The 13788-nt window shown below is 34.2% G+C and carries 13 protein-coding genes; 7 read left to right on the top strand and 6 right to left on the bottom strand.

Translation table 11 applies throughout. The features are described 5' to 3' along the window. Positions 1–10: 10 nt before the first annotated feature. Both fdhD and ACUL40_RS22760 read left to right on the top strand, forming a co-directional pair. The gene (gene fdhD / locus ACUL40_RS22765) at positions 11–817 is read left to right on the top strand and encodes a formate dehydrogenase accessory sulfurtransferase FdhD (protein WP_000529242.1); all 807 of its coding nucleotides are present in this window, start codon (positions 11–13) and stop codon (positions 815–817) included. Between the two features lie 233 nt (positions 818–1050). Beyond that, complete coding sequence (locus tag ACUL40_RS22760; RefSeq protein WP_000405868.1) at positions 1051–1557, top strand: GNAT family N-acetyltransferase; 507 nt, start codon at positions 1051–1053, stop codon at positions 1555–1557. 355 nt (positions 1558–1912) lie between these two features. Here the strand turns inward: ACUL40_RS22760 and ACUL40_RS22755 are convergent, their stop codons facing one another. Then, positions 1913–2035, bottom strand: coding sequence for a hypothetical protein (locus tag ACUL40_RS22755; protein ID WP_001085006.1), 123 nt, complete (start codon positions 2033–2035; stop codon positions 1913–1915). A gap of 330 nt (positions 2036–2365) precedes the next feature. Between ACUL40_RS22755 and ACUL40_RS22750 the strand changes: the two genes are divergently transcribed. The 3 genes from ACUL40_RS22750 to ACUL40_RS22740 all read left to right on the top strand — a co-directional run bounded on the left by ACUL40_RS22750 (position 2366) and on the right by ACUL40_RS22740 (position 5215). Next, the gene (locus tag ACUL40_RS22750) at positions 2366–3037 is read left to right on the top strand and encodes a response regulator transcription factor (RefSeq protein ID WP_000238957.1); all 672 of its coding nucleotides are present in this window, start codon (positions 2366–2368) and stop codon (positions 3035–3037) included. Between the two features lie 65 nt (positions 3038–3102). Next, entirely contained in the window at positions 3103–4557 is a 1455-nt protein-coding gene (locus ACUL40_RS22745; RefSeq protein WP_000041022.1) for a HAMP domain-containing sensor histidine kinase, read from the top strand. Positions 4558–4702: 145 nt separating this feature from the next. Next, positions 4703–5215, top strand: a complete 513-nt coding sequence (locus ACUL40_RS22740) for a GNAT family N-acetyltransferase (RefSeq protein WP_000351212.1) — start codon at positions 4703–4705, stop codon at positions 5213–5215. A 32-nt stretch (positions 5216–5247) separates the two neighbouring features. On the opposite strand, the gene pdxR is transcribed toward ACUL40_RS22740, so the two are convergent. Then, complete coding sequence (gene pdxR, locus ACUL40_RS22735; protein WP_445423114.1) at positions 5248–6648, bottom strand: MocR-like pyridoxine biosynthesis transcription factor PdxR; 1401 nt, start codon at positions 6646–6648, stop codon at positions 5248–5250. A gap of 120 nt (positions 6649–6768) precedes the next feature. Here pdxR and ACUL40_RS22730 point away from each other — a divergent pair, with 120 nt between their 5' ends. After that, positions 6769–7695 (top strand): DMT family transporter, encoded by a 927-nt coding sequence (locus ACUL40_RS22730; protein ID WP_001059054.1) that lies wholly within the window; start codon positions 6769–6771, stop codon positions 7693–7695. 187 nt (positions 7696–7882) lie between these two features. Continuing rightward, a complete protein-coding gene (locus tag ACUL40_RS22725) occupies positions 7883–8407 on the top strand; it encodes a DUF4871 domain-containing protein (protein ID WP_000719692.1) in 525 nt (174 codons plus the stop codon). A 292-nt stretch (positions 8408–8699) separates the two neighbouring features. Here the strand turns inward: ACUL40_RS22725 and ACUL40_RS22720 are convergent, their stop codons facing one another. The 4 genes from ACUL40_RS22720 to ACUL40_RS22705 all read right to left on the bottom strand — a co-directional run bounded on the left by ACUL40_RS22720 (position 8700) and on the right by ACUL40_RS22705 (position 13736). After that, complete coding sequence (locus tag ACUL40_RS22720; protein ID WP_000880780.1) at positions 8700–9899, bottom strand: NAD(P)-dependent malic enzyme; 1200 nt, start codon at positions 9897–9899, stop codon at positions 8700–8702. Positions 9900–9958: 59 nt separating this feature from the next. Next, positions 9959–11305: a 2-hydroxycarboxylate transporter family protein gene (locus ACUL40_RS22715; RefSeq protein ID WP_000512722.1), complete on the bottom strand. Its 1347-nt coding sequence runs from the start codon at positions 11303–11305 to the stop codon at positions 9959–9961. A gap of 122 nt (positions 11306–11427) precedes the next feature. Continuing rightward, on the bottom strand, positions 11428–12135 hold the full coding sequence (locus ACUL40_RS22710) for a response regulator (protein WP_000598666.1): 708 nt from the start codon (positions 12133–12135) through the stop codon (positions 11428–11430). Beyond that, entirely contained in the window at positions 12132–13736 is a 1605-nt protein-coding gene (locus ACUL40_RS22705; RefSeq protein ID WP_000746421.1) for a sensor histidine kinase, read from the bottom strand. Before ACUL40_RS22705 ends, ACUL40_RS22710 begins: the two co-directional genes overlap by 4 nt. Between the last annotated feature and the right edge of the window lie 52 nt (positions 13737–13788).

Genomic DNA, 13788 nt, shown 5'->3' with positions numbered 1-13788 from the left:
GGAATTAAATATGGGGCCTACGCAAGAGACTTATACAATTGTACGTTATCAATCTGGTACATTTTCAAAACAACTTGATGAGATTGTTACAGAATCTCCTATTACTATTAAATTGAATGGTGAAGAATATGTAACAGTCGTATGCACACCAAATTATATTGAAGATATGGTAATTGGTTTTTTAATTTCTGAGGGGATTATTTCTTCCTATAACGATGTTGAAGAACTATGGGTTCAAAAAGATAACGGAATTGTCCATGTAAAATCATCAAAAGTGAATCCGCTCTATCAAACTTTATATAATAAACGATACGTCACTTCTTGCTGCGGAAAAGGTAGACAAGGTTTTATTTTCGTAAACGATGCGGCAAAAGCAAAAGACTTACATGATATACATGTAAAAATTACTCCTGAAGAATGTTTTTACTTAATGAATACTTTACAACAATCTTCCACTACCTTTCGCCAAACTGGTGGTGTTCACAATACCGCGCTATGTGATCGAAATAATATCCTTCTATCAAGAATGGATATCGGAAGACATAATGCATTAGACAAAATATACGGTCATTGTTTACGCAATGATATATCTGTTAAAGGAAAAATTATCGCATTTAGCGGACGTATTTCATCTGAAATTTTACTCAAAGTTTCAAAAATCGGATGTGAAATTGTTCTATCTAAATCTGCCCCAACAAAACTAGCATTGCAACTTGCCCATGATTTAGGCATTACAGTCGTAGGGTTTATTAGAAATGACTCTTGTAATATTTACACACATCAAAAACGAATTGATGGCTATCAATCCAATGTTTAAAAAATAACTCCTCAATCGAGGAGTTATTTTAGTTATAAAAATGTAACATATTAAACACTTGAATAGTTAATAAAGTTAATATATAATTTCATTACATATTAAAAAACAAAACATTGTAGCATATATCTTTTCATTCTTTTACAAATTAAAAGAGACTGCTAACAAAACACATACACACTCTTATAAAAGTAATGGATTTATTTTATTTGAAATCGACCAAGGAGGTTACAACTATGGAAATTCGCTTATTAACGACAGAGGACGCAGAAATATATTTAAAAGTTTGTATGGAAGGTTTAACGAAGAACCCGGAAGCTTTTAGCTCTTCCTATGAAGACGTTTTGAAACATGAGGATCCTGTAGCTGCTATGGCAAAACGATTAAGCAATCCGGATAAGTATACTCTAGGGGTCTTCAAAGATGATGATTTAATCGGCATTGCTACTTTAGAAACAAAGCCTTTTATTAAACAAGAACATAAAGCAAAAATCGGTTCCGTTTTCGTTTCCCCAAAAGCGCGTGGCCTTGGAGCAGGACGAGCTCTTATTAAAGCAATTATTGAAAATGCCGATAAATTACATGTAGAACAACTTATGCTCGATGTTGTAGTTGGTAACGCTGGTGCAAAAAAATTATATGAATCATTAGGTTTCCAGACTTACGGCGTACAAGAGCGTTCATTAAAACATAACGGTCAATATTGGGACGAGGAACATATGGTTCTGTTCTTAAATGATTAATACTTCAATATAGTTTTCCAAAAGCATCTTTTTATTAAGAAAGATGCTTTTTTCATTACAACAATGTAATCTTCATGTCACCTTTATCGATCGTACCAAACCTTTCCATTCATTATACTAAAAATATAAAGTGAAACTTTACTCAGTGGGGAACTACATCCCACGCTGATCGCATGTACTTGATATGTAGAGGAGAATGTGACATGAAACAAAACAAACGAGCTATGCTTTTAATATTTACTACAGCAATTGTAACTTCTGGATTAGCAATTTTACCTTGGTTTATTATATGAACACTCCCCCTAACAATGAAAAAAGCTGATTGCTTCTTAAGAAGCAATCAGCTTTTTTTATATTATAAAATCCCCAAAATTTTATTTACGCAACTTATAATAATAACCATAGATACGGCAACGCACATGACAACCGTATTACGATCTTGCTTTTCTTTTTTTGAAATTTCTTCTTTTGAATTCATGTGTATGATCTCCTTTTAAAAAAAGTGTGAGATAGGAAATTTTTCTTATCCGATGCGAGGTGAATACGAAAACCCTCTCTATCTCACATACACAATAGAATGGAATTGTCATTTTATAAATAAAATGACATGACGTTATGTCGCAACATAGGGTATTTTGTGTCGCTACGTTTTCTATTATAAAAAATAGTTGTGCAAAACTAGTGCATTTTTTATGTCAATTACTCTGAGCGAAAAAATCAGCCCTCCATTCAATCACATAAAAAGAGTTTTTTATTATTTTCATGTAAACTATACAAGTAGAATGAACAGTTTGGGGTGCACAAGATTATGGTAAAAATTTTATTAGTAGACGATGAAGAACGTATGTTACGATTATTAGATCTGTTCTTAAGCCCTCGCGGCTATTTTTGTATGAAAGCTACCTCTGGCCTTGAAGCACTAAAATTAATCGAACAAAAAGAATTCGATATTATTTTATTAGATGTTATGATGCCAAGTATGGATGGATGGGATACTTGCTATCAAATTCGTCAAATTTCCAACGTTCCTATCATTATGTTAACAGCTCGCAACCAAAACTACGATATGGTGAAAGGCCTCACGATGGGCGCAGATGATTATATTACAAAACCATTTGATGAGCATGTATTAGTCGCACGAATCGAGGCTATATTACGCCGTACAAAAAAAGATGGCTTTGTTAGTTTCAATGGTATTGAGTGGGATAAAACGAAACATACTGTCACAGTTTATGATGAAAAAATCTCATTAACTCCTATCGAATTTTCGTTACTCGGACTATTTTTACAAAATACAAACCGTGCTTATAGCCGAGATGATTTAATCGAAAAAATTTGGGGCTATGAAACAGATATCGAATATAGAACAATTGACTCACACATTCGTAATATCCGTGATAAACTACGCAAAAAAGGATTTCCGATTGAAGATTACCTAGAAACGGTCTATAAAGTCGGATATAAATGGAAAAGTGAATAATTACTTCGGTCAGTGGGAAATCGTATACCACTGACTCTTTATTATGAATAAGGTATGGTGAAAAAATGAGTAAACTTTCCCTTAAAATTGGGACATACTTTTTAATATTAGCTTTATGTATTGAAACAATTGCTTTCGTATCTTTTTATAAAAGCCTTTCAAAAATGCGTATTGTAGAGGAAACAGATGCTCTTTTAGAGAAAGGTAATCGCTATAGTAAAAAAATTAAAAGCCGCGAGAGACGGGATGAATATTATAAAGAAATGAAACACGCTGAACATAATAAAAATCCTAAACGTCCTGTGTACCCTGAGTTCGATATTACGAATGAGGCTGCACACTTAGTTGAATCGGAATCAATTTCTAACTCCGATATAGCTATCATTATTACTGACCATAATGGCAAAATTATTTCCACCTCAGAACCCGTAACAAAAGATATGCAAAAACAACTTACTTGTAAAACAGAAACTGTCCCAGACGGCGGATTGGTCGTTGAAAGGAACTGGAAAAAATCAAAGTTCATCACAACAGTAAGCCCACTTAACACAACAAAGTTTCAAGGAAAGCTATATATGTTATTAAAAACATCTTTCCTAGAAAATATGTTACTTAAACTCATGAACCAATTTCTTATCATTAGCGTTTTAACAATTATTTTAACAACAATTTCTGTCTTTGTTTTTTCACGCGTTATTACAGAACCACTTGTAAAAATGAAGAGAGCGACAGAAAAAATGTCAAAATTAAACAAGCCAATTCAATTAGGTATTAAACGAAATGATGAACTCGGAAGTTTAGCAAAAACAATTGAAGATTTATCGAGTGAACTTACGTATATGAAAAAAGAGCGCAATGAATTTCTCGCTAGTGTCGCTCATGAACTATTAACTCCATTGACCTATATGAAAGGTTATGCGAAGGTAGCAAAGAGAGACTCTTTAACAAAAGAGGAGCGAGAAGAATACTTACAAATTATTGAGGATGAAACGGATAGTGTAACCGATCTCGTCCAAGATTTATTTATGCTTGTACAATTAGAACAACACCAATTTGTTATAAAAAAACAAAAAGTGCTTCTTCAGCCATTTTTAGAACGAATGGTAGAAAAAACAAAAACAACATTAACAAATAAGCAAATGCAACTTCATGTATATTGCAAAGATGATTTAGAAGTTTGTATAGACGAAAGACGTATGGAACAAGTTATGTTAAATTTATTACACAACGCTTATCAACATTCGCCAGAAAACACAGCCATTACGATACGTGTACTCATGGAAACAGATTCTTTTACAATAAGTGTACAAGATGAAGGTGAAGGTATTCCTGAAGAAGATATCCCGCATATATTTGACCGTTTTTATCGTGTCGATAAATCTAGAACACGAGCTACAGGCGGAAAAGGTATCGGGCTAGCTGTTGCAAAGGAAATTGTAGAATTGCATAACGGTTCTATTCTAGTAACAAGCCAATTAGGAGCGGGAACAAACTTTATAATCGAGCTACCTTTTGAATAATATGCGTGTGAAAACACCAGTAGCAGTAAACACTACTGGTGTTATTTTGTTCATAAAAACAGCTCATATAAGCTAAGCTTTTGAAATTATTCTTATTTCAATATAAAATAAAGGTACATTTGCAAAGATTTGGAGGGTGATATAATTGGATATCCATGTATTAACAAAAGACGAAGCAGAAATTTACTTAGAACTTCGCGTAGAAGGATTAAAGCAAAACCCTGAAGCATTCAGCTCTTCTTATGAAGATATTATTAATAAAGAGTGTGCGATTGAATATAAAGCACAAAAATTAGCACAAGATGAAAACTATACGCTAGGTGCATTTAAAGATGGAAAATTAATCGGGGTTGCAACACTGGAAACGAAACCATATGTAAAACAAGAACATAAAGCTAAAATCGGTTCTGTATATGTATCTCCAAAAGCGCGCGGACTTGGAGCAGGAAAAGCACTTATTAAAGAATGTCTTGAGCTTGCTAAATCTTTAGAAGTAGAACAAGTTATGCTTGATGTTGTTGTTGGCAACGATGGAGCGAAAAAACTTTATGAATCATTAGGTTTTAAAACATTCGGTGTACAAGAACGTTCATTAAAATATAACGGACAATATTGGGACGAAGAGCATATGGTCTTATTCTTAGATGAAAATAAATAATAAAAAACATCCTCATGTTTGGAGGATGTTTTTTACTTTCTTGTAAACCATGCCGTGTGTAATAATTGAATCGCTTTCGCAATTTCTTCCTCTGATAATATCGCAAACCCAAGTAAAACTACATTTTCAGGTGCAGTATCGTCTTTATAGTACGTAGACACAGGATATATTTTGATACTATGTTTCGCAGCTTCTTGAATTAATTCTTCTTCCCGCATTCCATTATGCACTTTTAATAAAATGTGTAATCCTGAATCTTCTCCTATCACTTCAACACGATTAGAGAAATACTTCTCTATTTCAAAAACAAGTCGATCTCTCTTCTTTCGGTAGACGACACGCATTTTATGAATATGTTTTTCCCAATAGCCTTCATTTAAAAGTCTTCTAATCACTTCTTGGTCCATTCTTGAAACACTTTGTGTATAAAATAAATATTGCTGTTGATACTTTTTAATTAATTTCTTCGGCAACACCATATAGCTCATCCGTAGCGATGGTAATAATGCTTTAGATAGCGTCCCCATATAAATAACTTTCCCCTCTGTATCTAACCCTTGCAGCGCCGGTATAGGCTTTCCAGAATAGCGAAATTCACTATCGTAATCATCTTCAATAATATACCTGCTCTCTTCTTTCTTTGCCCATTGTAAAAGCTGCATCCTTCTCGTAATAGGCATAATCATTCCATATGGAAACTGATGGGAAGGTGTAACAAATACAACATTCGCATTGCTATTTTCTAAATCTGCAATACAAATTCCATCTCTATCTAAAGATAACATTTGGACTCTTGCTTCTCCCTGTTCAAAAACAACCATCTTTCTATGATATCCTGGGTTTTCAACTGCATAATTGCTTCCCTTTAACAATTGAAACAATAGTTTCACTAATATTTGTGTTCCCGCTCCTAATACAATTTGACTAGCTGAACAACGTACACCTCTAGATTCATACAAATAATTCGTAATCTCTTCTCTTAAGCTCGCTTCTCCTTGAGGGTGTCCTAGAAAGAGAAGTTCGTTATTATGCGGCTGCCATATTTCATTTACAATTTTCCGATACATATTGAATGGAAAAGCATTTGTATCAATTCCTGTTTGTGTAAAATCAAATTTATAACTCTTCTCCTGAAACGGTACTTCTTCTATTCTATCTCCGCTATCCTCTATATGAACCATTTGCTCAATCTTGCATACAAAATAACCTTTTCTCGCTATCGACTCAATATAACCTTCTGCCAGTAATTGTTCGTACGCTGCCTCTACTGTATTTTTACTTACTTGTAAATGTATCGCTAACTTTCGCTTAGCCGGTAATTTCGTAAAAGGGACAATCGATCCATCTTTAATTTCTTTTTTTATATACTCATACAATTGCACATACAATGCCTTTTTACTATTCATATTTAAATTAGGCGTTAATTCTAACATAATATCTGACCCCTTAATAAAACTAAAATCTGATACTTTTTACAGTACCAGAAGTTATATATAATTCCTTTTATCATGTCACACATAAAAAATCAAATACTGGAGAGGAGAAACATGATAATGAACAATGGTAGACGTATCGGACTCATTATGATTATTACAGGGGCTACATTATGGGGATTATCTGGTCCAATGATTCAGTGGCTATTTCAACATACTAATGTATCCTCAATTGATTTTTTAACAATTCGATTGTTGCTTGCAGGAATATTTATTTTGTCTTTCTTACTTATAAAGAAACAAAACATATTTCAAATTTGGAAACACCCTAGATATTCTATACAACTTATTATTTTCTCTATTCTCGGCATGCTCGGTGCGCAATACGCCTTTATCGAAACGGTTCATATTAGTAATGCAGTCACAGCAACGCTATTTCAATTTCTAGGTCCTGTTCTTATTACCATGTATGTTGCATTTGAACAAAGAAAATTCCCTGCTTCCATGCAACTATTCGCAATTATAGCCGCGCTAATAGGAACATACTTTATTATTACAAATGGCTCAATTGAAAATATTGTTTTATCCAAAGAAGCTATTATTTTTGGACTATTAACAGCAATCGGATTTGCATTTTATACCCTTCATCCGGCTTCTCTCATTAAAGAATGCGGGACAACTGTAGTAATTGGTTGGGGGATGTTAATCGGAGGAATTGCACTACTTATTTATAATCGTTCATTCGGGTGGAATCAATTTTCACAAACCCTTACACTAAAAACTTTTTCTATGCTTATTCTTATCATTATTAGTGGTACCCTTTCTTTCCTTCTATATATCGGTAGTCTTAAATATTTAGCAGCAACAGAAACAAGCATTTTATCTAGCATTGAACCCCTTGTAGCTGCCATCGTTTCAATCACTTGGCTAAATGAATCTTTTGGAACATATCAATTATTAGGCGGCGTATGTATCGTTCTGTCCGTTATTTTTTTGACGATGCCTCAAAAAGAAACCGAACCAACCTATACAACGGAACAAATATAAAATGAAACTTTAATTAGTGGGGACTATCTCCCACTAATTATTAACCTACACCAATCGGGCTTTTACGGGATAAAAATGTCAAAAGAGGTCGTACAAAACTTACGACCTCTTTTTATACTTTAAAGGAATTGTCCCGCCTTCTAGCAAATACAATTACACTAACAATAAAAACTAGGAGTGTGGCACCATGAAAAAAATCGGAACTATGCTACTTCTCTCCTTCCTCATCACTGGATGCACACAAACGCAACCGGATTCAAAAGAACAAAAAAAAGACGTAATAGCAACGTCATCCACTCAAGTGAACGCACCTTCCTTCTTTCACCTTAGTGTTTTAAAAGATGTAAATTGGGAAGAAACACCTTCTTTCGTAGAAGGAAAAATGCCTTTAAAAGGCATCGAAGGTAAAGTCGCAATGGCTGATAGTCCTATTATCGCAAATGAACAAAATGAAATAATGTGGCACTTTCTAGATTCTGAAATACCAACTGGAAAATTGTCTATTATTGCGCTAAAACAAGGATCTGTAACTCCGACACAAGTACTCTTTCAAAAAGAAACTTCCAAACAAACTTGGACTACTTCAAATACAATCGATTCTACTACAAACGAACTCCCTCTCACTATGTCACTACCTTCATCTGGATTATGGTTATTAAATATATATGTGAATGAAAAATATTATGATCAGTTTGTAATCACTGCTGAGTAAAGTGACAAAAATAAACCACTTTCTTACAACAATGTAATTTCTACGTCATGTACTTCGATAGTTGAATTATCTCTCTTCTCTTATACTTAAAGTAAGAAATGAAACGAGGAGAGATGAGAGATGAAAAAAATGATAGAAGTGATCGTAGCAGTAACTGAGGTTTTAGTGAATGGTAAACAAGTTGCAATGGAATTAAATAAATAATGAAGAAACATAAATAATTCTACACTTCTTCATTATTTTGATTTCTTATCTCAAAAAAGCAGTGCCTTTTAGGCACTGCTTTTCGCTATTAATAACGTGGTATTTTCGTAATTTGTGCCACGCCTGAATCAATAGCTGCTTTCGCTACTGCTTCTGCAACACTTGGAACAACTCTTTTATCTAATGGATTCGGGATTACATAATTCGCATTACGTTCTTCATCAGTAATGATGTTAGCGATCCCATATGCTGCCGCTAATTTCATCTCTTCTGTAATATCAGTTGCGCGCACATCTAACGCACCGCGGAATATTCCGGGAAACGCCAATACATTATTTACTTGATTCGCATAATCCGAGCGTCCAGTTCCTACTACAGCTGCCCCAGCCTCTAATGCATCCTCAGGGAAGATTTCTGGAATTGGATTCGCCATTGCAAACACAATTGCTTTCTCATTCATCGTCTGTACAAGTTCTTTCGTTAATACGTTAGGAGCAGATACGCCAATAAAAATATCAGCTTGGTGAATTGCTTCTTTTAACGTTCCACGCACATGTTCACGATTTGTCTTTTTTGAAACTTCAATTTGTGCTTCGTTCATCCATGTTTCACCTTCACAAACAATACCTTCTAGGCTAACTAACGTAATGTGCTTTGCACCAGCCTTTAATAATAATTTTCCAATTGCAATTCCTGCCGAACCCGCACCGTTAATAACGATTTTCACATTATCCATTTGTTTGCTAACAACTTTTAATGCATTAATAACAGCTGCTAAAACGACAATAGCTGTTCCATGTTGATCATCATGGAATACAGGAATATTCGTTTCTTCTTTTAATCGTTTTTCAATTTCAAAACAACGCGGTGCTGCAATATCTTCTAAATTAATCCCTGCAAATGTAGGCTCTAAATTTTTTACAAGGGTAACGATTTCATCTACATCCGTTGTGCCTAAACATAATGGGAAAGCATCTACATTCGCAAACTTCTTAAACAAAATACTTTTTCCTTCCATAACAGGCATAGCCGCTTTCGGTCCAATGTTTCCTAAACCGAGTACCGCTGTTCCATCTGAAACAACTGCCACCATATTGCCACGTGCTGTATAGTCATACACTGTTTCTTCATCTGCCGCAATTGCTTTACACGACTCCGCTACACCTGGTGTATACGTCAGGCTTAAATCATCCGCTGAATTTACCTCCACTTTACTTGTAATTTCAATTTTCCCTACTAATTCTTTATGCAATAACAATGATCTTTCATTAATTTGATTTGCTAACATACTTATAATCTCCCCTTAATTTGACAAGCTAGCTATATGAATATAGCTAGCTTGTTTGATCATGAAAACATTTTTAATAATATTGTCGCCGTTACAACCATTGCCGCCCCGCCTAAACGAGTTGAAATTTGCGCGAACGGCATTAATTCCATACGATTTGAAGCCGATAAAATAGCAACATCTCCAGTTCCGCCTAAACCGCTATGACATCCAGTTACAATCGCCGATTCAACTGGATACATCTTCATCACTTTCCCTACAAGAAAACCTGATGCTACCATTGTAAGAACAACCGATGCGCACACAACAACATATCCTACTGAAAGAACTGCTGCTACGTCTTTTAACGGAATATATAGCAATCCTAATCCAACCATTAAAGGCCAAGTTAAATTCTTCGAAATAAATTTATATAAATGGAATGCTCCTTGCTCCATTTTTGCTGGCATTAATTTAAAGTATTTCACAAGTGCTGCTGAAAAAATCATAATGATTGCCCCAGGAATACCGATGAACTTAGAAGCAAATCCTCCAAAGATGAAGAACGTACACGCAATTAATAAACCTGCTCCCATTAATGAGAAGTCAATTGGCTTCTCTGTATTTTGTTCTTTTAATAATTCTGCTTGATTGTCTGTTTTCACTAATACACCGTTACCACTAAGCTCCGGTTTCTTCTCACCTAAACGCTTCATATACCCTGCACTTACAATTGCGAACATATTTCCAATAATAGCTGCTGGAATAAGCTGTGATACAAACGTCGCTGATGATTCATTTAAAATATCACTATAAGCTAGCGACAATGGTAAAATCCCTTCCCCGATACCACCACTCACAATTGGTACGATGATAAAGAAGAATGTGTGCTTCATTTCAAATCCAAATAATGAACCGACCAATAACCCTACTGCTACAGAAGCTAACGTCCCTACTACTAAAGGAATAAACATACGAACGAAACCTTGTACTAACACTTTACGGTTCATTCCTAAAATACTTCCGACTACTAAACAAGAAATATATAAATATAAAAAGTTCGATTTTTTCATTAACATAGTCGCAGCTTCCATTGAAGCTGGATTCATCCAGTTAAAAAATACAAGTAATGATGGAATAAATAACGAAAGTATTGCTGGACCGCCGATATTTTTTAAAATTGGAATTCTCATCCCAATATCGCCTAAGAAAATCCCCATGATCATAATAACTGCAAATCCACCAATCATATCTGCTGGCAATTTATTATATACAGATGCCCCATAAATAATAGCAGCCAATACTACATATAACGGTAAAGGTATAACACCGATTTTTACATTCATAATTTTAGAAGCGAAAGATTCTCTTTGTACTTCATTTCCTTCAGAAAATGATACCGCTTCCACATTCTTTTGAATTCCCATATGGCACCCCCTCGTTTTCTTAATAACAATATTAAAACGCTTTCAATAGTAAAAATAGTTTTTGTAAGTTTTGTAATTGATTTTGTAATTAAAAAAAGTATAAGCGACTTATATTAAGTCGCTTATACGTAAAACTCTATTTTCTTTTGATCAACACATCTTAATTTACTTACAGGTCTGCCCACATGTTGGTACATCATTTCGTTTTCTAACACTCCAATGTCAGTCAAAAACATTACATATTTTCGAATAGAAACTCTTGAAATTCCAACTAATTGTGCCATTTCATCTGTTGTAAACACTCTTCCATTCAACGACTCGATCTTCTGCCAAATTAATTGCAACGTTTGCTTCGTTAACCCTTTCGGAAGCTCTTTCGTGACAGTAGGCTCCCTTTTTTCTTTTTGTAAAATTAACGAATCTAATTCCGATTGACTAATTTTTTGTTGTTCTTTCATGAAAGTAAGTTTTTCTCGATATATAGTTAATGCCTCTTTAAATCGTTCAAATGTAAATGGTTTAATTAAATAATCTACTACACCATATTGTAATGCTTTTTTAATACTTCCCATATCATGTACAGCTGAAATCATTATAATATCAATTTCTTTTTCTTGGTTCCGGATATACATTAAAAGCTCAAAACCAGTCTCTTCAGGCATAAAAATATCAAGTAATACTAAATCTACTCGTGATTTCTCTAATATTTCGATCGCCGACTTTACTGAGTTAACTGCTTGAACAAGTTCAAATCCTCCTACTTGCTCTAAATAATGCGTATTTAGCATTGCTACCATCGGGTCATCTTCTACAATTAAAACTTTAATCATATTTGCCTCTCATCCCTACCTTTAGGTATTTCAATTGTTATCGTTGTTCCCTTACCTACTAATGAATGCATATGAATTTCCCCATTTATTCGCTGTATACTTTCTTTTACAAGATACAAACCATAACCGCGGTTATCTCCCTTTGTGGAATAACCTTTCGTAAATAATTGCTCTATTTCTTTTTCTTGTATACCTTTTCCCGTATCTTGTACTGTAATAGTTAGTATATCCCCATGTTGTATCTTAACTTCAACTCGCTTCTTTTCACAATTCGTAACTGCCTCTAATGCATTATCAATTAAATTTCCGACAATCGTAATAAGTTCATGAGTAATACTTTCATCATCTATTTCCGGCATATAAGAATCTTCACTTATAATTAATTTTATATTTTTCTCTCTAGCATAGCTGAGCTTACCTAGTAAAAAACCAGCAAATACTGGACTTTTTATTCTTTTCATAACTCCACCAATTTCATATTGATGCTCTGATACCATGCCGCTTATATACTTCTGTAATTCTTCATACTGCTTCATATGTGTAAGCCCTAATACGACATGCATCTTATTCATAAACTCATGAGATTGTGCCCGTAATGCTTCTGCATATAGTCTAATACCAGTTAGTTCCTCTGCTAGTTTTCTAATCTCTGTTTTATCACGAAATGTTGCAATTGCACCAACTATTTCTCCTTTTACATATAAAGGAACTCGATTCGTCACAATCGTAATTCCATAAATATTTTGTTCTTCGTTTAATTGTACTTCTCCCGTTTGCAATACTTCTTTTATACGTGAATTTGGCATATACAACTCAACATCTTTACCGATAAAATCTTCTTCAAGTCCGCTTTTTTTAAATAGACGTTTCGCTTCATTATTAATTAATGTTACTCTAGCCTCTTTATCTACAGCAATAATACCTTCCTTTACAGATTGTAGCATCGTATTTCTTTCTTCAAGAATTTTTGCTATCCTGTGCGGCTCAAGACCGAATAAACTTTTCTTTATATGTCTAGCTAGCAATATTGCTCCTATAATTCCGACTAATACACCAACTCCGACACCAATATAAATGATATGTCTACTTTCCTTAACTCTCTCTTTTACATTATCTGCTGAAATACCAACAGCCACAGCTCCAAGTTGTTCACCTGTTTCAGAAAATATTGGTACAAACACTCGCATGGAAATACCTAAAGTTCCTTCTGCTAACGATACATGTTCTTTTCCTTTCAATGCAGGCCCTTCATCTCCCCCAATAAAATGATGCCCTATTTTTTGAGGATTTGGATGTGACTTTCTTATTCCATTCATGTCCATAACTACAATAAACTGAACACCTGTGTTTTGTAATATTCTATTTGTATACGTTTGGATTGCAGAGGTATCTGCTTTCCCAACCAAACCATCGATTACAATCGAATCATTCGCCACAATGTGTGCAATTGTTTTTGCCTTCTCTGCTTGGCTATCCTCCGTCGTCCGTTCTACATTATGACTAATTAATATATCTGTCACAAGTAAAGAAAAAATTACAACTGTACAAACTAACAATGTAATCGTTTTCCATAAATTCCATAGTCTTTTTCTTTTTTTCATCCCGTTAATGACTCCCCTAATTGCTGAATAGAAAAATAAGTAAGGTGATATT

It is taken from the genome of Bacillus sp. KNSH39, from assembly GCF_052656585.1.
This window is presented reverse-complemented; position numbering and strand designations above follow the sequence as displayed.